17 protein-coding genes are annotated in these 22917 nt (G+C 50.1%); 10 read left to right on the top strand and 7 right to left on the bottom strand.

What is annotated here, in order from left to right; translation table 11 throughout:
- Entirely contained in the window at positions 1 to 747 is a 747-nt protein-coding gene (locus IDZ20_RS03050; RefSeq protein ID WP_188149959.1) for a HesA/MoeB/ThiF family protein, read from the top strand.
- 73 nt (positions 748 to 820) lie between these two features.
- Here the strand turns inward: IDZ20_RS03050 and IDZ20_RS03055 are convergent, their stop codons facing one another.
- Positions 821 to 3319 carry a TonB-dependent receptor gene (locus tag IDZ20_RS03055; RefSeq protein WP_188149960.1) on the bottom strand — a complete coding sequence of 833 codons (2499 nt, stop codon included), beginning with the start codon at positions 3317 to 3319 and terminating at the stop codon, positions 821 to 823.
- Positions 3320 to 3691: 372 nt separating this feature from the next.
- Complete coding sequence (locus IDZ20_RS03060; RefSeq protein WP_188149961.1) at positions 3692 to 4975, bottom strand: nucleotide sugar dehydrogenase; 1284 nt, start codon at positions 4973 to 4975, stop codon at positions 3692 to 3694.
- 137 nt (positions 4976 to 5112) lie between these two features.
- Between IDZ20_RS03060 and rhlB the strand changes: the two genes are divergently transcribed.
- Both rhlB and IDZ20_RS03070 read left to right on the top strand, forming a co-directional pair.
- Entirely contained in the window at positions 5113 to 6330 is a 1218-nt protein-coding gene (gene rhlB, locus IDZ20_RS03065; protein ID WP_188149962.1) for an ATP-dependent RNA helicase RhlB, read from the top strand.
- A 338-nt stretch (positions 6331 to 6668) separates the two neighbouring features.
- On the top strand, positions 6669 to 7928 hold the full coding sequence (locus IDZ20_RS03070; RefSeq protein ID WP_188149963.1) for a response regulator: 1260 nt from the start codon (positions 6669 to 6671) through the stop codon (positions 7926 to 7928).
- Here IDZ20_RS03070 and cysZ read toward each other — a convergent pair.
- The 5 genes from cysZ to gatC form a co-directional block, all read right to left on the bottom strand.
- Positions 7925 to 8704, bottom strand: a complete 780-nt coding sequence (gene cysZ, locus IDZ20_RS03075; RefSeq protein ID WP_188149964.1) for a sulfate transporter CysZ — start codon at positions 8702 to 8704, stop codon at positions 7925 to 7927. The two genes, IDZ20_RS03070 and cysZ, sit on opposite strands and share 4 nt — an antisense overlap.
- 46 nt (positions 8705 to 8750) lie before the next feature.
- The gene (locus IDZ20_RS03080) at positions 8751 to 9050 is read right to left on the bottom strand and encodes a PA4642 family protein (RefSeq protein ID WP_188149965.1); all 300 of its coding nucleotides are present in this window, start codon (positions 9048 to 9050) and stop codon (positions 8751 to 8753) included.
- Between the two features lie 55 nt (positions 9051 to 9105).
- A complete protein-coding gene (gene gatB, locus IDZ20_RS03085) occupies positions 9106 to 10551 on the bottom strand; it encodes an Asp-tRNA(Asn)/Glu-tRNA(Gln) amidotransferase subunit GatB (protein WP_188149966.1) in 1446 nt (481 codons plus the stop codon).
- A gap of 21 nt (positions 10552 to 10572) precedes the next feature.
- Positions 10573 to 12027, bottom strand: a complete 1455-nt coding sequence (gene gatA / locus IDZ20_RS03090) for an Asp-tRNA(Asn)/Glu-tRNA(Gln) amidotransferase subunit GatA (RefSeq protein ID WP_188149967.1) — start codon at positions 12025 to 12027, stop codon at positions 10573 to 10575.
- Between the two features lie 237 nt (positions 12028 to 12264).
- Complete coding sequence (gatC, locus tag IDZ20_RS03095; RefSeq protein WP_188149968.1) at positions 12265 to 12546, bottom strand: Asp-tRNA(Asn)/Glu-tRNA(Gln) amidotransferase subunit GatC; 282 nt, start codon at positions 12544 to 12546, stop codon at positions 12265 to 12267.
- 151 nt (positions 12547 to 12697) lie between these two features.
- On the opposite strand from gatC, the gene IDZ20_RS03100 reads away from it, so the two are divergent.
- The 7 genes from IDZ20_RS03100 (at position 12698) to IDZ20_RS03130 (ending at position 22897) form a co-directional block, all read left to right on the top strand.
- A complete protein-coding gene (locus IDZ20_RS03100) occupies positions 12698 to 13729 on the top strand; it encodes a rod shape-determining protein (protein ID WP_188149969.1) in 1032 nt (343 codons plus the stop codon).
- A gap of 227 nt (positions 13730 to 13956) precedes the next feature.
- The gene (mreC, locus tag IDZ20_RS03105; protein WP_281250541.1) at positions 13957 to 14793 is read left to right on the top strand and encodes a rod shape-determining protein MreC; all 837 of its coding nucleotides are present in this window, start codon (positions 13957 to 13959) and stop codon (positions 14791 to 14793) included.
- Positions 14794 to 15279 (top strand): rod shape-determining protein MreD, encoded by a 486-nt coding sequence (gene mreD, locus IDZ20_RS03110; RefSeq protein WP_188149971.1) that lies wholly within the window; start codon positions 14794 to 14796, stop codon positions 15277 to 15279. It begins immediately after the preceding gene.
- 114 nt (positions 15280 to 15393) lie between these two features.
- Entirely contained in the window at positions 15394 to 15984 is a 591-nt protein-coding gene (locus IDZ20_RS03115; RefSeq protein WP_188149972.1) for a Maf family protein, read from the top strand.
- A 54-nt stretch (positions 15985 to 16038) separates the two neighbouring features.
- A complete protein-coding gene (gene rng, locus IDZ20_RS03120; protein WP_188149973.1) occupies positions 16039 to 17529 on the top strand; it encodes a ribonuclease G in 1491 nt (496 codons plus the stop codon).
- A gap of 131 nt (positions 17530 to 17660) precedes the next feature.
- Positions 17661 to 21845 (top strand): YhdP family phospholipid transporter, encoded by a 4185-nt coding sequence (locus IDZ20_RS03125; protein ID WP_188149974.1) that lies wholly within the window; start codon positions 17661 to 17663, stop codon positions 21843 to 21845.
- On the top strand, positions 21842 to 22897 hold the full coding sequence (locus IDZ20_RS03130) for a nitrilase-related carbon-nitrogen hydrolase (protein WP_188149975.1): 1056 nt from the start codon (positions 21842 to 21844) through the stop codon (positions 22895 to 22897). Before IDZ20_RS03125 ends, IDZ20_RS03130 begins: the two co-directional genes overlap by 4 nt.
- Positions 22898 to 22917: the final 20 nt, after the last annotated feature.

Genomic DNA, 22917 nt, shown 5'->3' on the forward strand with positions numbered 1-22917 from the left:
ATGGACGATAAACAATTGTTGCGTTACAGCCGCCATATTTTATTGCCTCAGGTCGATATTAAAGGCCAAGAAGCGATTAGTGCGGGGCGGGTGTTGATTATAGGAATAGGTGGTTTGGGTTCGCCGGTTTCCATGTATCTTGCAGCTTCTGGTGTGGGGACTTTGGTGCTGGTAGATGACGATAAGGTCGATGTTTCGAATCTGCAGCGGCAAATTGTCCATCGCGAATACACCCTAGGCTTGAGTAAAGTTGAATCGGCGGCGCAAACACTAGCGGCGATTAATTCTACTGTTTGTATTAAAACACTTGCTCGGCGCTTGGATGAGATTACGTTAATGGAGCAGGTGGAGAAGGCTGATGTGGTAGTTGATTGCAGCGATAACTTTGTTACCCGCAAGTTGCTAAACCGTACTTGCTTAGCCACGCGAACCCCCTTGGTGTCGGGTGCAGCAATACGTTTAGAGGGGCAGCTCGCCGTGTTTGATTTTCGTGATCAAACCTGCCCCTGCTATCAATGTTTATATGCGCTTACGGGAGATGAAGATCTAACCTGCTCGCAAAATGGGGTGCTTTCGCCGGTGGTGGGTGTGGTCGGAAGTCATCAAGCTTTAGAGGCGCTGAAAATTCTAGGCAGTTTTGGCAAGTTAAACGCGGGACGCCTTGCCCTGTTCGACGGTTATGCAAATCAATGGCGCTACTTGAACGCACAGAAAGATCCGAAGTGTGAAGTCTGCGGTAATCCTTAGGCGTGTTTTTTTAAAGTAAAAAAACGGCCGCATAGGCGGCCGGTGTTGCTGTTACGCAAGTGAGGTTATTGCTTTAGAACTTAATTTTAAGCTCCAAAGCAACAGTGCGTGGACGCCGCACAAAACTGTAGAAGGTGTTGGTATTAAATTGCGAGTCGGAAAGCGGTGCATTGCCGGAGTAGGAAACCACCTCCTCGTTTAACAGGTTTTTGCCCAGTATTGCGATACTAATATTTTCTGACTCCATACCCAAACGTAAACCCATCATAGTGTAAGGGTCGATGTCGCCATTCGGGTCAAGATTTACGTGTACCTGTTGCTCGGCAACTTGCTGTAAATCCAGTAGCGCAACAAGGTTCCAGCCGTCGTCGAGTGGACGGTAGTAATCTAGTGATAGGTTAACGGTATAGTCTGGCGTGTAGACGCCACGTTTACCTGTGTAGTCGCAGGTATCCAAAATGTTATCACCGTTTAAGTCGACTCCATCACGTGTCTGGCCGGGGTAACAGTTGCCATTTTTAAAATCTTTGTATTCAAAATCGAGTAGCGATATGCCGTAGCGAGCGGTAAGGTTTTCCGTTACCAAGAAACGACCATCAACTTCCAAGCCTTGCACTAATACCTCTTTTGCATTGCCAACATTAAAGCCGACACCGCCGTCGAACTGACTGATCTGCAAATCGTGGTATGTGGTGTGGTAAAGCGAAAAGTTTAATTCAGCACGACCATCGAGCAGGGTGTTTTTCATGCCAAGTTCAATTGCGTCAGCAGTCTCTTCTTCAAATTCGAAATACAGAGTTGGGTTGAGCTCGGCTCCAGAGGCCGTGCCCGCTGGCGCGGAAAAGTAGCCAACGCTATTTGACCGAGGGTCAAAGCCACCCGCTTTAAAACCGGTAGTAAACGAGGCATAGGCCATGCTGTCGCCATTGATGTCGTACTCAATGTTGAGCAAAGGGGTAAACGCCGATTCGTCACGACTGCCGGAAATATTGTGGCCACTATTTTCTAATACCGGCCAGTTGCTGGGGTCGGTATTGGGTAGCGGGATATAGCGTGCCTGTTCACTTTCCGCTAAAAATAAGCTCAAGTAAGCGTAGGCAGCAACCGGATCGTTCAACGGTTCCGATGTGCTGGGGTCGATAATGTTGAGTACTTTACTCGCGTCTTTGGTTTCTTCGGTATAGCGGGCGCCCAAGGTAATATGCCATTCGTCATTCGCGTTCCAAGTCGCTCGCGCGAAGAGCGCCCAAGCTGTTGATTCTTGGATAAAGTCGCGTCGTAAACCGGTGTTCGACATCATTGGGGCTGAGTTTGTTAGAAAATTCCCCTCGAGAATATCGATCTGATCGACAAATGTTTGGGTGTAGTCTTGATAGAAAACGCCTGCTAGCCACTCAATCTTTTCGCCAACCGGTGAGGCCAAGCGAATCTCCTGACTAAACTGATCGTAGTCTTCGTAGAGGTTCACATTGAGGATATCGGCGGCAACAAAATCGCAGTCGCACAGTTCATGATAATTAAAGTTTAGCTTGCCGGTTATAGCGGTCAGTGCGTAATCGCCGATGTCGTAATCGGCTTTAAAGGTGTAGTTGTTGATTTTGTTGGTGCTGGTCTCAAGTGTGTTGACTTGGCGTTCATAGTTGAGCTCGGAGTCGATACTCGGTTGGCTGAGTATCTCTAGGTAGTCGGCGTAAGTTGGCTGCCCGTCGATAAGTGGCTGGTCATAAGTGATTTCAATTGCCCGTCCAATTGTGTCGAATTCACTTTGTTCTGCTTTGAAATAGAGGTTTAGGTTATCGCCGGCATCCCAGTCAACACTCAAACGCAGTGCGGATTCATCACGCTGTGGCTGGTCGCTGTTGAGGTAGGTGTTGGCCATATAGCCGTCATCGGACAGGCCTCGTGCCGCTAAGCGAACGCGGACGTCCTCGCTAACTGGGCCGGATACCATGCCGTTCACTTCCCAGGTATTAAAGTTCATTTCCTTGGACGCAGACACCGAGCCGGTGAAGTCTGATGAGGGTTTAGCTGTGGTGAGGTTGAGCGCCCCAGCAATACTGTTTTTGCCAAACAGTGTGCTTTGCGGACCGCGCAATAGCTCGGCGCGCTCCATATCCATCATCGGCGCGCGAAACAGCTGTGCGCGGCCGTAGTAGATACCGTCTATATACATGCCGACGGACTGCTCAAAACCCTGGCTGTTGTCGGAGCCGATACCGCGTACTCGCACCTGGGTGCTAAAGCCAGTTTCGGTAAAATGAATATTGGGCATGTGCACCGTTAGGTCACTGAGGTTTTCGATACCGGATGCTTCGAGCTGTTCGCCGGTAATGGCCGACACGGATAGCGGCACATCTTGTAGGCTTTCCACGCGTTTTTGCGCGGTGACAATAACCTCTTCTAGGCGCAGATGATGCGCGGGGTCGGTGACTTGTGCCTGCGCAGATAGGCCGACACTAAGGCTCGCCATGCCGACGGCAAAGGCGAGCGGTCGTAAGGCAAAACGGGGGGACGGAAGCGCTTTCTGGGGCGCGCGACCAATTGACTGCTGAAAAGAGGCTGATTTGTGCATTATTCCTCCGAACTCTATGTTGCCTACTTGGCTTTATAATTTTGTTTTCTGCTTGTTTCTTCGTTTGGCGTGCGGCGGATGGGCAAGTCGGGTGTGTAAGCGCACAGTTGGTCGCGCTTTTTGCTCGCGATTATCTGACCGCAAACCGATATGTTCGCGCAAAGTCCGTTTTGCCAGTGTATTAAGTCTAGCCAAAAATAGCGGCAAGTTAGCATTTATTCGATTGGTGCAAACTCGCGCCATATCTGCTGCCTCGGCATGATGGCTATACCGGATGGCAATAATAGCTGCAGTCGGTAAAAGTTAACACTAACCAGATCGAAAAACGCCTTAGTATTGAAGAAATACGGTTAGCCGGGTGGAAGCGTGTTGCTAAAGGCGCCAGAGTGGGATGTTTGCTGCTGCACATTGGTTGCGATCAAACAGGCCTTTTACGTCGAAAAGCGCTCCCTTGGGGCGCAAGCAGGCACCAATTTCGTGGATGGTTAGTGCTCTATATGCGTTGTGGGCAACGGTAAATACCATCGCGTCTAAGAGTTTAATGTCGTCCAGTGAGCTGAGCGCGACCTGGTATTCCTGTTGCGCTTCGGCAGCATCGGCGAGCGGGTCGTGAACGAGAAGCTCTACTTCGTATCCCTTAAAGGCATTAATAACATCGATCACTTTAGAGTTGCGTAAATCTGGGCAGTTCTCTTTGAAGGTTAAACCCATAATCGCGACGCGGGCGCCCTTTACAATTTTGCCTGCACGAATCATCTGCTTGATAACTTGTTGGGCAATATATTCGCCCATATTGTCATTTATTCGACGGCCAGCGAGTATCACATGGGGGTGGTAGCCCATTTTTTCGGATTTGTGGGTAAGGTAGAAGGGGTCGACACCGATACAGTGGCCGCCGACTAAACCGGGCCGAAACGGCAGAAAGTTCCACTTGGTGCCGGCGGCTTCAAGAACGTCTAAGGTGTCAATATCCATGCGATTAAAGATGACCGCGAGCTCGTTCATTAGGGCGATGTTTAAATCACGCTGGGTGTTTTCAATGACTTTGGCCGCTTCTGCAACACGGATTGATGCGGCTTTGAAAACCCCGGCGGTGACTACGCTAGCATAGACTTCTGCGACGATCTCTAATACTTCCGGTGTTTGCCCCGCGACGATTTTGGTGATTTTTGTAAAGGTGTGTTCTTTGTCGCCCGGGTTTATTCGCTCCGGCGAGTAGCCCACAAAAAAATCCTTGCCGCAGACCAGGCCAGATTCGGCTTCTAATACGGGTACGCAGTCTTCTTCGGTCGCACCGGGGTAAACCGTGGATTCATAGACAACAATGTCACCTTGCTTTAATTGCGGCCCCAGACTTTTCGAAGCGCTTAAAAGAGGCGTAAGATCGGGCTGCCGCGCACTGTTAATGGGGGTTGGCACAGCTATAATGTGGAAGTTGGCCTGACTAAGGTCGCTCGCATTACTGCTGAAAACAATTTTCGCTGACTGTAATTGGTCGCCGTTAACCTCAAGAGTTCTATCGTTACCCGCTTGTAGTTCTGCGATTCTGCGCGGACTAATATCAAAGCCAATAACGGAGTGCTTTTGCCCGAATGCGACTGCAACCGGCAGGCCAACATAGCCGAGCCCAATAACCGAAATTTTTCTGTCGTTCATGTTTGCCCGTGAAGTAAGCTGCTGTTTTGATGTTGGCTATCATAGCCGTTTGCCGATAAAGCTGCGGAATAGCTTGCAGTGTGGACCTTGACTGTGTACAAAGCCTAGCTCACTTTTAATGAAGATACCCCCGAAATATGTCCAATCAGCCCGATACTATAACTCCTACAGCCGCGCCAAGCACTAAGCCTGCGGTTGAGCGATTACGTTTTGACCAGATGGAGTTGTCTTCTCCTATACAGCGTGCGCTGGCTGAAATGGGCTTTGAATTTTGCTCTCCAATCCAAGAAAAGTCGTTGCCATTTAGCCTAAGCGGTCACGATGTCCTGGGTAAGGCGCAAACGGGTACAGGGAAAACAGCCGCATTTTTGATCGCGCTGTTTGAAGATTTGCTGGCAAATCCCGCGCCGGAAGAGCGCTACGGCGGTGAGGCTCGAGCCTTGGTGATTGCGCCCACGCGTGAGCTGGTGATGCAGATCGCCTCAGATGCGAAAATTATTGGCAAGTACACCGGTTTATCGGTGCACACCTTAGTTGGCGGCATGGACTACGGCAAACAACTACAGGCACTGCATTCTGGGCATGTGGATATTTTAGTGGCGACGCCTGGGCGTTTACTGGATTTTTGCGAAAAGCGTGAAGTCTACTTGGATCAGCTCGAGCTGATGGTTATCGATGAAGCTGATCGCATGCTGGATATGGGCTTTATCCCTCAGGTGAAGCGAATTGTTCGTATGGCGCCGGCTAAAACACATCGTCAAACACTGTTGTTCTCTGCGACTTTTTCCGATGATGTTTTGCGTTTGGCAGAGCAGTGGATGTTGGATCGCGTTACGGTAGAAATTGAACCTGAATCAGTAGCGACCGATACCGTCGAGCAGCTGGTGTACTTGGTTTCCGGTGACGAAAAGTTCACTCTACTGAATAATTTGATGGCGCGTGAAGATGTCACCAGTTTGATGATCTTCGCCAACCGCCGCGATCAGTGCCGACGTTTACACGAGAAACTGCGCAAGAAGGGTTATCGAGTGGGGTTGTTGTCGGGCGAGATTGCTCAGGCAAAGCGTATAAAAACGCTAGATGACTTTAAGGCGGGTCGCATACAAGCGATTGTTGCAACCGATGTTGCTGGTCGTGGTATTCATATTGACGATGTGTCTCACGTTGTGAACTACACATTACCAGAAGAGCCGGAAGACTATGTACACCGAATTGGCCGTACCGGTCGTGCTGGCAGCAGTGGTCAGTCGATAAGTTTTGCCTGTGAAGACGATGCCTTTTTACTGCCGGATATTGAAACCTTACTGGGTCGTAAGCTGGAATGCTTGCAGCCGCCAGATGAGCTTTTAAAGTAATTTACCCCCATCTCTGCCCGCTTTGCGTTCGAGGAAGGTTGTCATTCTTCCTCGTTTACTTTCTTTATTATCCGCGTTCGCTACCTGTAAATCCTCTCTGCGCGCCCTAGTTGCGGTTTGTTTATTTCTTCACGCCTTGATTGTTCGTGGCCGACTATCTGGCGCACTATCTAGCCCGTTATCGATTTGTTGATCTACCTAGTTATTCGTTTAGCCCTCTACTTTCTTGTCCAGCGTGCGCCCACATACTCCTTAGTTACCTCTCGCGGGGCGCTGTATCAACTACACTTACTGGATTAGTTGGTCTTTGTGTATGCGTGTGGGGTTCGGAGAAGGTAATGAAGAAGGTTCTTGTTGTAGAAGACAGTGTCATGGTGATGAAGGTGTTAACCCATGTTTTGTCGCGTAGTGATCAGGTGCTCCCTGTCTATGCGAAGAGCTTTTCCGAGGCGAAGGCCCGAGTGGAGTCTGGGGAGCATGAGTTTTTTGCAGCGCTAGTTGATTTGTCTTTACCCGATGCGCCGGATGGCGAAGTCGTGGACTACACCCTTGGACTCGATATTCCCACTATTGTGCTTACCGGTTCCTTCGATGAAAAGCGCCGAGCTGATCTACTGAATAAAGGTATCGTCGACTATGTTACTAAAGAGGGGCGCTATTCCTACCAATATGCGCTCGGCGTTTTACATCGTCTAATTAAAAATCAGCGAGTAAAAGTGTTGGTGGTGGACGACTCATCTACAGCCCGCAAGTTTGTCTCGCAGATGCTGCGTTTGCATCTTTACCCTGTGTTTGAGGCGGAAGATGGCGTGGAGGCGATTAAAGTATTGCTCGCCAACCCCGATATTAAAATTTTGATTACTGACTATCATATGCCGCGAATGGATGGCTTTGAGTTGGTGAAAAATATTCGCGTAAAGTATGAAAAGTCAGATTTGATCATTGTCGGTTTGTCGTCGGAAGGGGATGGCACCTTATCGGCTAAATTTATCAAGCACGGCGCCAACGATTTTTTGCGCAAACCATTTAACCACGAAGAGTTTCATTGCCGGATTACTCACAATGTTGAATATCTGGAGATGATCGAAAAATTGCGCGATGCCGTTAATCGCGATGATCTCACCGGCTGCTATAGCCGCAAATACTTTTTCCAGCACGGCGGTGAGCTTTATCGCAATGCAGTTGCTGCAAATGTACCTATCTCGCTTGCGATTCTAAATCTAGATGATTTTCGCAAGATTAATGAGCGTTACGGAAATGATGTCGGCAACGATATTATTTGCCAAGTGGCGACGAATTTACGCCGGGTATTTGGACGTTTTCTTGTGGCGAGGGCCGATGGTGAGGAGTTTTACGCACTTTTATCGGGGCTGCCAAACGACAAGGCCTGTGCATTTGTCGACCGAGCGAGGCAGGTTGTTTCCGCCGATTCTCACAGTATCGACAGTACCGGTGACGCCGCTTTTGCCGGCGTTTCCTTGAGCGCTGGAGTCACCAGTGTTACCGGTGAATCACTAGATTTGATGATTGCACGTGCGGGCGATTGCCTGCAGCGTGCAAAAGATGTCGGTGGTGATATGACAATGGGGGATGATTAGACTTGATCGCAGTCGCGTAACTCATTCAACCAAAACAGAGTTCCGCCAGTAACGGCGGCGGGCATGGCGAATATATTGAATATGGGGATAACGCTGCAGCCCATTACAATTGCCCCGAATCCGGTACTGCTGTATTTGCATTGCCAAATATTGCTGCGTAATTTCACAAAGGATAACTTGTGGTTGTCGGCTGGGTAGTCCGCATATTGTATGGTCATACACCAAGCTCCCCACGCTAGCCCTACAAGAGGTGCGAGCAATTGAATAATGGGTAGGGTGCCGAGGAAGATCATAATTAACGTGACCAATATCCCGCGGGTAATAAAATACCAAAGCTTAGTTAGTTCGCGTCCGAGGACGCGCGGGATCATAGCGCTAAGCGGTTCCGAGATTGGTTTTACGCCGGTAAGTAACTCTTCGGTTTTTTCAGCAAGTAAGCCGTAAAACGGCGCGGCGATAATGTTGGTAATAATGTTAAAGCTGTAAGCGTAAATTAACAGCGCGATAACAATTAATACCGCGCCGAGAATACGGCCCAGCAAGGTGATCGCCGGCTGTGCCCACGCTAACCAGTTTGGTGGCTCAATGGCAAGCGCGCCTGAAAAAACACCCAGATAGGATATCAGTAGGCCGGTAAGCACCACGAACAGGATGATGTTAACCAATAGCGGCACGAGTATGTAGGCTCGTAAGCTAGGGTGCCAGAGTAAACGAGCCCCCTGAAAGAAGTAGTTCACACCGCTGGCGGTTTGGTTTTTTACGGGTATTGGATCCATTGTATTCGCCGGTGATCGCGTAGCGCGTTTCGTTTTTGTAGGCTCGTTAGAGCGTGGCGCCAGCAGCGGTTAGGGCTTGCTTGTACTCATTACTTTGGCGGTGGTCGCTGACAATTTTCAGCAGGGTTTCACCACGCGGGTTTTTAGCGTTTAGGTTGTGTCCCGCCTCTTTGAAAAACTGGACAAAGGTTTCAAAATTTTCGGCCTGCATACCGCGATAGGCGCGTTCGAGAATATTAAAGTCGGCATTTACGTCGCCGTGGCTTTCTACATTAAGAAAGCTGCGGACGCGCTCGTCGTCGAAGATTTCACCAAGTACTTTTTGTTTATCTTTCTTTTGGGACATTGTTATTTCCTGAGTTCGGTTTATTTTGTGTTGGAGGACTGGCGGTTTGCGTCAGCTAGCCCTCAAGCTTTGCAAGTAAAATAGCATTCAATTGCTGCGGGTTTGCCTGGCCGCGCGATGCTTTCATCGCCTGACCTACGAAAAACCCGAGCATCTTAGGCCGCTTGGACTCGTCTGCGCTGCGATAGTTTTCAACTTGGGCAGAATTGTTGGCAATGACTTCATCAACAATCTTTTCCAGTGCGCCGGAGTCGGAAACCTGCTTTAGGCCTTTCGCCTCGATAATCTCATCGGCGTTGCCCTCGCCATCCCACATTGCCTCAAATACGGTCTTGGCAATTTTGTTGGAAATGGTTTGATCTTTAATTCGCACGATTAAGCCCGCTAACTGTTCGGGACTAACCTTGGCGGCAGCAATGCTCAGCTCCTCGCTGTTTAAGCGGGCCGATACTTCCCCCATTACCCAGTTTGCCGCCAGTTTTGCGTCACCGCAGGCCGCAGCGGTAGATTCAAAAAATGCCGAGGTAGCGGCGTCGGCGCTAAGGCTGCCAGCGTCGTAATTGGAAAGCCCAAAGGTCGCTTCGAAGCGCGCCTGTCGCGCATCTGGTAGCTCTGGGAGCATTTTGCGCACCGCCTCGATATAGTCGTCATCAATAATAACGGGCAGCAGGTCAGGGCAGGGAAAGTAACGGTAATCGTTAGCTTCTTCTTTTGAGCGCATTGAGCGAGCGGTGTGGGTATCACCGTCGTAGAGGCGTGTTTCTTGTTTTATCGTGCCGCCGTCTTCCAAAACTTCGATTTGTCGCTCAACTTCTTGGTGAATACAGCGCTCCATAAAACGGAAGGAGTTGAGGTTCTTGGTTTCGGTGCGAGTGCCGAGCTCTTCTTGGCCTTTCGGGCGTACCGAAATATTAACGTCGAAGCGCATCGAACCCTGCGACATTTCGCCATCGCAAATCCCCAGTGATGTTACCAGCGAGTGAAGTTTGCGGGCGAAGGCGACGGCTTCTTCGGAGGTGCGCATATCCGGATCGGTAACAACTTCAATTAGGGGGGTGCCGGCGCGGTTGAGGTCGATACCGCTCATGCCGTGGTAATCTTCGTGCAGGGATTTACCAGCATCTTCCTCTAAGTGGGCGTGGTGAATGCCGACACGTTTGGTGCGGCCACCCTCTAGCTGTAGGTCAACGTAGCCGCGGCCGACAATAGGCTCTGCCAACTGCGTTGTTTGATAGCCTTTTGGCAGGTCTGGGTAAAAATAGTTTTTACGTTCAAACACTGAGCGCTTGCCAATTTCGGCATTAACCGCCAAGCCAAACATCGTGGCGAAGCGAAAAGCTTGTTCGTTGGGCGAAGGCAGGGTGCCGGGCATGGCCAGATCGATGGCGCAGGCCTGCGTATTGGGCTCGGCGCCAAAGGTGATACTCGAGCCGGAAAAAATCTTGGTTTTTGTGGCCAACTGCACGTGAATCTCGAGGCCGATAACTGTTTCCCATTCCATATTTGTTTCTCTCTAACCTCGTTAAGCGATATCTGCTGGAGCTTGTTGGTGGAAGTCTGTGCGCTGCTGGAACTGATGCGCCAGATTGAGCAGTTTGGCTTCGGCAAAGAAGTTGCCAATTAGCTGCAAGCCAACGGGCTTGTTGTCGACCATACCGCAAGGAATCGACATGCCTGGCAGGCCTGCGAGGTTGGTAGCGATGGTGTAGATGTCCTCTAAATACATGGCTACTGGGTCGTCGCCCTTGCTGCCAAATTCGAACGCGGGGGATGGTGAAGTGGGCCCCATAATCACGTCGACTTGTTTGAATGCGTCGTCAAAGTCTTGTTTGATTAAACGTCGAACCTGTTGGGCTTTACCGTAGTAAGCGTCGTAATAGCCGGCACTTAGACAGTAGGTGCCAACCAAAATACGGCGTTTAACTTCGTCGCCAAAGCCTTCGCCGCGGGAGCGTTTGTAGAGGTCTTCTAAGTCTTTAGGGTTGTCGCAACGGTAGCCGTAGCGCACGCCGTCAAAACGCGACAAGTTGGCGGAGCACTCGGCTGGCGCGATCACATAATAAGCTGGGACGGACAAGCCGGTATGTGGCAGTGAGATTGATTTAATCTTTGCTCCCGCCGCTTCGTAGAGTTTGATAGCGGCTTCTACTGCCGCCAGCGTGCCGGGGTTTAAACCCTCGCCGAAATATTCTTTTGGAATACCAATGGTTACGCCTTCTAGCGAGTCGCCCAAGTTGGCGGTGTAGTCTTCTAGTGGTTGATCTACGCAGGTTGAGTCTTTGCTGTCATAGCTGGCCATAACATTGAGCATTATCGCCGAGTCTTTCGCCGTACGGGTCATTACGCCACCTTGGTCGAGGCTGGAGGCGAATGCAATCATACCCCAGCGCGAAACGCGACCGTAGGTGGGTTTGATGCCCGTAATGCCGCACAGGGCTGCTGGCTGGCGAATCGAACCCCCGGTGTCAGACGCTGTAGCGCCCGGAGTTAAACGCGCGGCAACCGATGCCGCCGAGCCGCCAGAGGAGCCCCCCGGCACACAATTGGTGTCCCAGGGGTTTTTAACCGCGCCGAAATAGCTGGTTTCGTTGGACGACCCCATGGCGAATTCATCCATGTTGGTTTTGCCCAGCATAACCGCGCCGGCGTTGAGATAGTTTTCTACGACGGTGGCGTTGTAGGGGGGTACGAAGTTGTCGAGCATTTTCGAGCCGCAGGTGGTTTTTACACCATCGGTACAAAAAATGTCTTTATGCGAGAAGGGCACGCCACACATGATGTGGGTATCGCCAGCGGCCAGCTTTATATCGGCGGCGCGAGCTTGGGCGAGGGCCTGTTCGCGAGTAACGCTGATAAACGCGTTGTAGTTTGGGTCTAAGGATTCAATACGGTTGAGGAAGTGTTCGGTAACCTCCACGCTTGAGAATTCTTTTGCCTTTAGTTTCTGGCTTATTTCGGCAATGGTCAGGTTGTGCATTGCGGGGTCCTGATGTGTTGTCAGTTTATGCTGCTAGATACCACTTCGTCAGTGCTCTAAGTAAGATGAATAACGGTTAAAACCTAACAAAGGTTGGTCATTCAAGCGGTCTTTGCCATGGGGCGTTTCGATGAAGAATCGCCCATGTCACACCACTTAAATACGCTATTCTTACTAGAGTTTGCTGAGTCTTGTGCGTTGCTTTAATTCGTTGATCTTGTTGTTCTAATTCAATGGTTATTCGATCACTTTAGGAACAAGATAGAGGCCATCTTCTGTCGCTGGTGCGATAGCTTGGAATCTTTCCCGCTGGTTGGGTTCAGATACTTCGTCGATGCGCAATTTTTGAATAGCGTCGAGGGGGTGAGCCATAGGGGCTGTGCCGTCGGTATTGGCGGCTTGCAATTGATCCACTAAGGCTAAAACGCCAGTGATACTTTTTGCAGTTTCATCGATGGTTTCATCGTTGATATTTAGGCGCGCTAAATGCGCGAGTTTTTCAATTTCGGATACGTCCACTCGATGCTCCAACAGGCTTATTACAGTAAAGCGCGTAACGTTACCATATTTGCGCCTTGCTCAAAATCCCCGGCGTTGTTAGAGTGCCCTTCATTTATGTAAGCGCAGTCTAAACTGCCTCTTTTAAATAGAGAAACACAGGTTTTGTTCTATGTTAAAACGCCTCCGCGGTATTTTTTCAAACGATCTTTCGATCGATCTCGGCACCGCCAATACCCTTATTTATGTTCGTGATCGCGGTATCGTTCTCGATGAGCCTTCGGTAGTTGCGATTCGAAACCACAATGGTCAGAAATCGGTCGAGGCTGTAGGTATGGCCGCCAAGCGTATGCTCGGGCGCACGCCAGGCAATATTACGGCAATTCGCCCACTAAAAGATGGTGTAATTGCTGACTTTCAGGTCACTGAAAAAATGTTGCAACACTTTATTCGCAAGGTACATGAAAATAGCTGGTTTCAGCCTAGTCCACGGGTGTTGATATGTGTGCCGTGTTTGTCCACCGAGGTGGAGAAACGAGCCATTCGCGAGTCTGCACTTGGCGCTGGTGCTCGCGAGGTGCGATTAATTGAAGAGCCAATGGCTGCAGCCATTGGTGCCGGGTTAAATGTCGATGATGCCACCGGCTCTATGGTGGTTGATATTGGCGGCGGTACTACTGAAATTGCGATTATCTCCCTCAACGGTGTTGTTCTATCTGACTCTGTCCGTATCGGTGGCGACCGTTTTGATGAGGCGATTGTTAATTTTGTCCGCCGTAAATACGGCAGCGTGATCGGTGATGCTACCGCTGAGCGCATAAAGAAAGAGATCGGCTGCGCCTACGCCGGTAGCGAGCTGCTGGAAATTGACGTACGCGGCCGCAATTTAGCCGAAGGTGTACCGAAAAGCTTCACCTTGAACAGTGACGAGGTGCTCGAAGCGCTCCAAGAGCCGCTGTCTGGCATAGTCCAATCGATTAAGAGTGCGTTGGAATTAGCGCCGCCAGAATTGGCTTCCGACATCGCCGAAAGCGGTATTGTTCTAACCGGCGGCGGCGCGCTACTACGCGATTTGGATCGCCTGTTAACCGAAGAGACTGGCTTACCGGTTCTGGTTGCTGAAGACCCTTTGACGTGCGTGGCGCGTGGTGGTGGTCGCGCTATGGAGCTAATGGATCAGCGCAATATCGATTTGCTTTATTAGTCTTTCTTACTTCAGTAATACTGTTTGGTTGAGGGGCGTCGTCAATAGCGTGTTGCTTACATAGCCTCGTAATTTTAGCTCTTTAGTTGTCGTTTTCCGATGAAAGTCTCTAGTCAATAGCCTGTAGTCTGCTCGGCTTGTAATTGTTCTTTCTGTTAGATTGCCGCCGCGCAAGAACGATATTGTAGAATATGTCGTCTTAGTCGTTCTGGTACAGGGGAGGTCCCATAAAGCCGTTATTTTCACAAGGCCCATCGCTGGCTACTCGGATGACGCTGCTGACGGTGTTGTCGCTTGCCATAGCGGCGATCTATACCTATACGGACTGGTTCGACGACCTTAAAAATCGTGCCACCGATATCTATGCTCCGCTCTACTGGGTGTCGGACTTGCCTGGGCGAGCTAGCGAGTGGGCCGATAACCGCAGTATGCCTCGTGCAAAGCTTGCTCAAGAGAACGAAGCTCTGCGCACCGAGTTGCTTGTCCACAAACGCAAACTACAACAACTTGCCTCTCTAAAAGCCGAAAATGTGCGACTGCGGCAACTTTTAAACTCTGCCGATACCCTCGAAGATCGTGTCATCATTGCCGAGTTGATCGGTATTGCGCCCGACCCTGAAATACACAAGGTCATTCTCAATAAAGGCAGCGCGGATGGCGTTTACGTCGGCCAAGCGATGTTGGATGCAACCGGTTTGATGGGGCAAATCGTGCACGTGGGTGTACACGCCAGCCAGGCACTGCTTATCTCGGATACCAGTCATGCCTTACCGGTGCAAGTGAATCGGAATGGCGTGCGACTAATCGTTGAGGGTATTGGCGATCTCTATAAGTTGGCGGTGCGGCACGCCCCTAACACGGTTGATATTCAGGTGGGCGACTTATTGGTCAGTAGCGGTCTCGGTCAGCGTTTTCCGGTTGGCTACCCCGTTGCAGAGGTTACTGAAGTTATAGCCGACCCTGCCAAGCCTTTTGCGCAGGTGACGGCACGGCCCATGGCTGAGCTTAATCGCAGCCGCCATGTGCTGTTAGTGTTTGATCAACCGCCAGCGGAAGAGCCATAAATGTCTTCCCGTCGGCGTGTGATGGTACTTATTTTTGCCAGTTTATTGCTGGCTTTGATTTTTTGCGTTTATCCTTTGCCACCCGCTTTTGCCTTGGTGCGCCCAGAATTATTGTGCCTGTTGATGATCTACTGGATTATGGATTCTCCTCAGCACTTCGGAATGCTGTTTGGCTGGTGTATTGGGCTGGTTCAAGATGTCGCCGAAAATACGGTTTGGGGGGCACATGCACTAGCCTTAATGCTGGTGGCCTATGTCTGTCAGGTGTCTTACCAGCGCATGCGTAGCTATTCTGTCTGGCATCAGTCGATGTGGATTTTTGTCTTTCTCGGTATGCATCAGGTTATCGCTAATTGGGTGCAGAGTATGGCCGGGTACCACGCTCAGGTTTACTCGCTATTGATGCCAGCCGTGGTGACCGCACTGTTTTGGCCCTTGCTAATACTGGTTATGCGGCAGATTCGTGTCGTCCATATCTTTCATTAAATGATAAACTCTCCCTTCTGAAGCGCACATTCTTTATTGATTGTAGTAAGTGCGTGCTTTTCCCCCTAATTTTTGAGCCTAGACTCAAACTACCAGCAACAGGATGTGCATCCCGTGTCAGCGTCTGTGTCCCTCTATCTTGCCTCTCAGTCACCGCGGCGACGTGAACTGTTAGATCAGATCGGCGTCTCATATAAAGTGGTCTCTATCGATGTTGAAGAGTGCGCTGCTCCTAGCGAGTTGCCCTTGGCCTATGTGTGCCGTTTGGCGGCAGACAAGGCGGCTGCAGGTGTAGTGCAAACGGCAGGTAACATTCCCGTACTGGGCTCCGATACTGTTGTGGTGTGCGACGATTTACTTCTTGAAAAACCTCAAAGTCGCGAACACGCCGTTGCTATGCTGCAGCAATTGTCGGGTCGTGGCCACCAAGTGATTACGGCGGTTTGTGTTGCAAATACCGAGCGCAGCGAAACTCTATATAGCCTTACTGAGGTTGAGTTTCGCGGGATTTCGGTTGCCGAGGCCGAGTCCTATTGGGAGTCGGGCGAGCCGGCAGACAAGGCGGGAGGCTACGCTATTCAGGGCCTTGGCGCTGTTTTCGTCAAGAAGATGAGTGGTAGCTATACCGGTGTGGTGGGCTTACCGCTTTATGAGACGCAGTTGTTGTTAAATCGGTTTAACGTGCCCATGTGGCAGAGAAACTAAACCATACTTAATCAACAGTAATTAAACACTTACTTAATATTGGTTTTCAAACCTATGAGTGAAGAAATTTTAGTTAATTTTGGCCCGACAGAAACACGAGCCGCACTGGTCGAAAATGGTGTGTTGCAAGAAGTGTATGTAGAGCGTGCACGCAATAAAGGGTTTGTTGGCAATATTTATAAAGGCAAGGTTGTGCGGGTATTGCCTGGGATGCAGGCTGGATTCGTCGATATTGGCCAGGAGCGCGCTGGATTTATTCATGTTGGTGATATTGCTGCAATGCGCGAAGACGATGGCGAATTGCGCATGGGTACTGCGAGTAGCGACGCCGACATTCGCCAGTATCTACGCGAGGGGCAAGAAATACTGGTGCAGGTAACTAAAGACCCTATTAGTAGCAAGGGCGCACGCCTGACCACACACCTTTCCGTGTCGGCGCGCTATTTGGTTTACATGCCAAACAGCGAGCATATTGGCATTTCAAACCGAATCGAAGATGAAGATGAGCGCGCGCGCTTGAAAGCGATTGTCGAAAAGTTAGCGGCGGAGCACAGCGAGCAATACAAGGGTGGCGGGTTCATTGTGCGCACAGTAGCCGAAGGTGCCACAGAAGAAGAAATGCGCGCAGACATCCCATTTGTTTTTCGGCTCTGGCACGATTTGGCCGACACAATTAAGGCCGCTAAAGCGCCGGACATTATCTACGAAGATTTGCCCTTGTACATGCGTACCATCCGCGATTTGATGCGCCCGAATATCGAGCGAGTAAGAATTGATTCGAGAGAATCCTTTGCGCGTATGGAAAAGTTTGCTGAGCACTATGCCCCAGAAATTGGCGGCCGGATTGAACACTATCCAGGCGAGCGGCCACTCTTCGATCTCTATGGGGTTGAGGATGAAATTCAAAAAGCCCTGGATAAAAAAGTTGTTTTGAAGTCTGGCGGTTATCTGATTGTTGAACAAACCGAAGCGATGAACACCATCGATGTAAACACCGGCGCATTTGTTGGTCATCGCAATTTAGAAGAAACCATTTTTAAAACCAACCTAGAGGCGGCTGCAGCTATCGCTCGCCAGCTGCGGCTGCGTAATCTAGGCGGTATTATCATTATCGATTTCATCGATATGAAAGATGCAGAGCATCAGCGCCAAGTGTTGCGCACACTCGAAAAGTGTTTAGAAAAAGATCGCTCTAAAACCAGTATTACCGGCGTGTCCGAATTAGGTTTGGTGGAGATGACTCGTAAGCGCACGCGCGAGTCTCTCGGTCAAGTGCTGTGCGATACCTGCCCTGTGTGTGACGGCCGCGGCAAACTGAAGTCTGCTGTTACCATATGTTACGAGATTTTCCGCGAAATATTACGCGAAGCTCGAACCTACGAGAATGAACGCTTTTTAGTGTTGGTATCGCAGGCGGTAATTGATCATATACTCGATCAAGAATCCGATAGTGTTGCAGATTTGGAAGCCTTTATCGGTCGGCCAATACAGTTTCAGGTTGAAACACTCTACAACCAAGAGCAGTACGATATTATCTTGGTGTGATTTGTCGCGGCTGGGGCTCATCTCGTCGACCCGGCGACGGTATTTGAATAGTCGACGCTGAGTATAACCATCGCAAAGCGGAAAAAAATGAAAGGACAATAGGTTAGGTGCTACGTTTTTCGAGAGCAGCTTTGAAACAGGTCTCCAAGCGCTTCTGGGGGACGGTATTCACGCTTATTATTGCGCTAGCGGTGTTGGTGCAAATAGGGCGTGAGGCATTCCCGTTGCTCAACGATTATCGTGACGATATCGCCGCTACCATCGGACGCCAACTGGGAATTAACCTTCATTTGGGGGAGCTGTCGGCTTCCTGGTCTGGATTGCGTCCGAGCATTACCTTAAGTCAGGTTGAGGCGTCCAGCCTGGATCAACAACTTATCTTTACCGCCGAAAATGTCGTCGCTGAATTGAGTTTAATCGACTCTTTAATGCGCTGGCAGTTGGCATGGCATCGTCTGGGCTTCCAAGATTTAGCAACAACCCTAGAGCAAACCGAGCAGGGCCGTTGGCGAGTGCGCGGCATGCCGCCAATGAAAGCGTCGTCAAAAAGCTTCAAAATTGATGACCCGCTCGATATTTTTCTGTTTGGTCGGCGGGTAGAAATCACTAATGCTCAGCTGCACTTGCTGTTTCGTACTGGGCAAGATTCACAAGTCTCCGTGCCCACCATCGTGCTGGAAAACGACCGAGACTTTCACCGCGTGAGGGCATCCGCCTCTGTTGATGGTGAGCCTGAATTTGTCACCTTAGTGGTAGAGGGCACCGGCGACCCACGCGATGACGAGAACTTTAATTCAAAAGGTTATCTTTCTGTACGTAACTTTCCGATGGAAAAAGCCTTGGCAGCCTTTGCGGGAAACTTTTGGGAGGGCGACGAAGAGCAGGAGTGGCGAGAAGGTCACAGGTTAAATTTACAGCTTTGGTACGAGGGCACTAGCTATAAGGGCATCGATATTACAGGTGTGCTACAAGCTGATGGTTTACCGTTAAAAGTCCCTGATCACATTCAGCTGCCAACGGGTTTGACCACGATTATTAGTGGCGGCTGGAGCGGGCTGTCGGGCTGGGATGTCAACTTGCAAAAAATGCAGTTAACCTGGCCTGAATTCCGTTCTCCGGCTATAGACGTCAATTACTACGGAGGCTTTGCGCGCGCATCCGGCTTTCGATTAAGTGACTTGGATATCGAAAGTTGGGTTAGCTTGGCGCGCAATATCGGCTTGCATCAGAGCTTTGCGGGTAACATCGTCGACACGCTCTCGCCAAAGGGAACGCTCACAAATATCAACGTGAGTTTGACCAGCAAAGAGGAGGGCTATTTTAAACTGCGTTCCCACCTAGAGGCAGGTAGCGTAAAAGCGTTTCATGAAGCGCCCGCAGCGTCGGGAATTGATGCCGATATCGAGGCAAGCCTGTGGGGCGGCACGGGCAATGTTTTCGTCAGTGATCACGCTGAACTCGATTTGGCCAAGATTTACGATCAACCCATTGTGTTTAATCACTTAGACGCCCAAGTTCGCTGGCAAATAGATCCGAAACTTCGGCGCGTGTATGTTACGACTGGGTTGATTGAGGCAACTACCGAATACGGCGACGCCCACGCTAATCTAGCGCTTACGTTACCCTTTGATCGCGCCGCCGGCGAGCCCGTCATGACCTTGGCGGTTGGCGCTGAGTCTATACCCGTTACCGCACACACCTCGTTCGTACCAAAGTTAATTCCGGCACCTTTGTATTCTTGGCTAAGTACTAGTATTCGCGCAGGAACCGCTAGCGATTTGAGCTTTATTTATCACGGTTCTCTGCTAAAAAAACCCGAGGTTACCCCCAGCATTCAGCTTTTTGCGAAGATTGAAAATGGTGACCTATCGTTTGATCCCAACTGGCCAAGGCTCGAAAATTTGAGCGGCTATATCAAGCTTGATAACGATAATCTAGATGTCCACATTGATCAGGCCTCGTTACTTGGTAACCGTGTGAACGATGCCAATATTGCGCTGCTGAACCATGTGGCTGGTGGTGATCCGGCGTTGCGTATTTCTGGCCAGCTAGACAGCAATGCTGGTGCGGCAATGGAGCTGCTAAAGCAAAGTCCGGTGCGTGAAGTGTTCGGTTCTACGTTTGATTCTTGGGGCTTCGCCGGCGATGTTTCGGCGGCGATTGAATTGTTGGTACCTTTAAGTGAATCGGGCGAAATGCGACAGGCGATCGACGTCAGTTTTACTCAGGCGCGTATCGATATGCGTGATATTGGATTACTGGTCGAGAATGTTAGCGGCGAGCTAAATTACGATTCCGATAAGGGTTTAACCGCCGAATCGATAACCGCAGAAGTTTGGGGTGAGCCGGTAAAAGCTTCGATCGATAGCCCTAGGGTAAGCGCGCCGAAAGGTGTAAAAAAACTGGATACCCGTATTCATTTTAGCGGGCGGGTTACTGTTGCCGATGTATACCGTTGGACTAATCGCCCAGAACTTGGCTTTTATTCTGGGCAAACCGGTATTGCCGGCGTGCTAACAATTCCTGCCGCTAATACTCGTGCTTACGATGCGTTGATTGAAATAAAATCGAATATGGTTGGCGTGGCCGCAGAGCTTCCGCAGCCTTTAGCGAAATCGGCTAATCAAGTACGTCAACTAGACCTGAGTTTGCAACTGCACAACGGGTTTCAACAGTACAGTATCAGCTTTGATGATTGGGTTAAGTTCAGTTTGAAAAGTGGCGAGACTATTCCCACCAGTGCTCAGCTTGCTTTTGGAAAAGATCTAAAACCTCTTACAGAAGGACACTTTGATGTATTTGGTAATGTACCATCCGGCGATTTAGAAGAGTGGAATGATGCCAAAGCGCGTTACTTTGCGTTTACCGAAATAGCCGAAGCGCGTGCGGAAACCGCTGCAACAGAGGAAGATATTCCCATACGTTTAGATATCGAAATTGGCCGAGCTTCACTGGGTTCAAGTCACGCTGATAATGTATCGGTTACAGGCTTGGGAACCTTTGAGCAATGGGGGCTACGTGTCGATAGTGAAATGATTGCTGGCAACATCATTATTCATAGTGACGACCGACCAATTGAAATGCATTTGGATTATTTGCATATTCCCGAGGTTGACGCTGCCGCAACTGAAGACGCCGAAGATGCCATAACTAAAACTGATCTCAACAAAAAGTCCTCGCCAGAAACAAACCTGCTGAGTGACAGTGTGCTCGCGGATATAGATTTGTCCGAGTTAGTTGCCGTTAATTTCTCAACGCAGCTATTGAGTATCGCGGGTCGTGAACTCGGCAATATTAAATTCGACCTGCGCTTGTTAGGCGACGGAATTATTTGTAAAAACATCTCTGGAAATCTCGATGGGATCTTAATCGGTGACGCAACCTTCTCCAAAAAAGATAAAACGGACCGAGCCAAAGCGGGGCGGAAAGAGTCAGCTGTGCCGGCTATCCCTGCTGAGCGTAGAGAGCCGGATTCAAAAGTGTCAAACCATACAGAGCAGTATGCAGAATTTATTTGGACCCAAACCGAAGCTGGTAATTACAGCCATTTCACTGGACGGTTACGCGCCTTCGACGGCGGCGAGGTGATCCAGGCTTGGGGCCAACCTAAGGTTGTAGAAATGGACGATACGATGGTGGATGCTGATTTATCTTGGGCTGGAGCGCCGGATGAGATTAGCCTGCAGACTATCCGTGGCGTCGTTGTTTTTGAAATGTTAGATGGCAGTTTTATTCGCGATGCAGCGGAAAATGAAAATGGCTTGTTGCGGTTGTTGGCGTTGTTTAACTTTGACACCTTAGCGCGACGTTTACGTTTAGACTTTTCTGACCTCGCCAAAGAAGGCTTCGCGTTTGAAAGTGTCTCGGGACGATTTGAGTTTGCCGATGGTTGGGTCTATATAAAACAGCCTTTAGTTGTAGAGTCTACATCTTCAAAAATACAAATGGCAGGCACCTTAGATCTATTGCGCGAAGAGGTTGATGCGGAGTTGGTGGCGACGCTACCACTGGGTGGTAACTTATCATTCGCGGCGGCGTTAGTGGCGGGATTACCGGCTGCTCTTGGTGTGTATCTCATTAGTAAAATATTCAAAAGCCAAGTTGATAAAGTGTCGAGCGTTACCTATGAAATAGGTGGCCCTTGGGAGGATCCCACGCTTAAGTTTCACAAGGTATTTAGTGATTCTGCGGCAGAACGAAAAGGTAAAGAAGCCGAATCATTACAGCGCGGCCGGGACTCTGAAGCTGCCGAGTCTTCACCCGCTACTGAGGCGTCGCAAGACGAGGCTGGTAATGACAGCGAGAAGCTAAAATGACGGCGCCTTTACTTGTCGCTGGTTTACAAATGGTCAGCCGGCCGGCTACAGCGCCGGGCGCGTTGCGGCACAATCTTTCTATCGCTCAACAGCAAGTCGCAACGGCAGCGCAGAAAGGCGCAGAATTAGTGGTGCTGGCGGAAAACTTTCTGGTGTTTGCCGACTCTCAACGCTACTCCCAGCAAGCACAATGTGAGTGGTTACTGGCATTAGCCGCATTGGCCAAACGCTATCAGTTGTGGCTCGTGGCCGGTAGTTTGCCGCTCAGTTATTTTGATTGGCGGCCTAACGATAGGGTTGACGAGCTGCGCTGGTCGAATAGGTCTGGCGACGAGATTGGGTCTGCGCAGAATAAACCCTATGCAACCTGCGTGGTTTTTAATAGCGAGGGCGCGATCGCGGGCGTATATCGAAAGATGCATTTGTTCGACGTGAGTGTTGCGCATAGCCAAGTAGGGAATGAACAAGTAGGGAATGAACAAGTAGGGAATGAACAAGTCGGCGATGATCAAGTGGGTGAATCAGCCGCGAGCACGTCCGTTAGCGCCAAGGCTACAACAGCCCATTCAAGCGAGACACCGACGCGACAGAGCTACCGAGAGTCGGATCAATTTCAACATGGGGATGAACCAGCGTTAGTCGAAACCCCTTGGGGGCGATTAGGTTTGGCAATTTGCTACGACTTGCGCTTTCCCGAATATTTTCGCCATCTAGCTCTTGAAGGCGCCGATTTTTTTGCACTTCCATCCGCCTTTACCTACACCACCGGCCGCTCCCACTGGGAGATTTTGTGTCGTGCGAGGGCAATTGAAACACAGAGTTTTTTTATTGCAGTGAATCAGGGCGGAGAGCATTCAGTAAACCGAAAAACCTGGGGCGATAGCATGATCGTCGACGCTTGGGGACGGGTCTTATCGAGGGCGGGCAGTGAAAGCACGACGACACGATCGGATGCACAGTTGGGCGAGACCTTAGTGCTAGCGACGTTTGATCGCGAGGCACAGCAAATAATGCGTCGCGATATGCCCATTGCCGAACACCGGCGTTTATAGGTTTTATGCCCTGCAATGCT

The organism is Teredinibacter waterburyi (genome assembly GCF_001922985.1).
In the GTDB taxonomy this organism is placed as follows: Bacteria; Pseudomonadota; Gammaproteobacteria; order Pseudomonadales; family Cellvibrionaceae; genus Teredinibacter; species Teredinibacter waterburyi.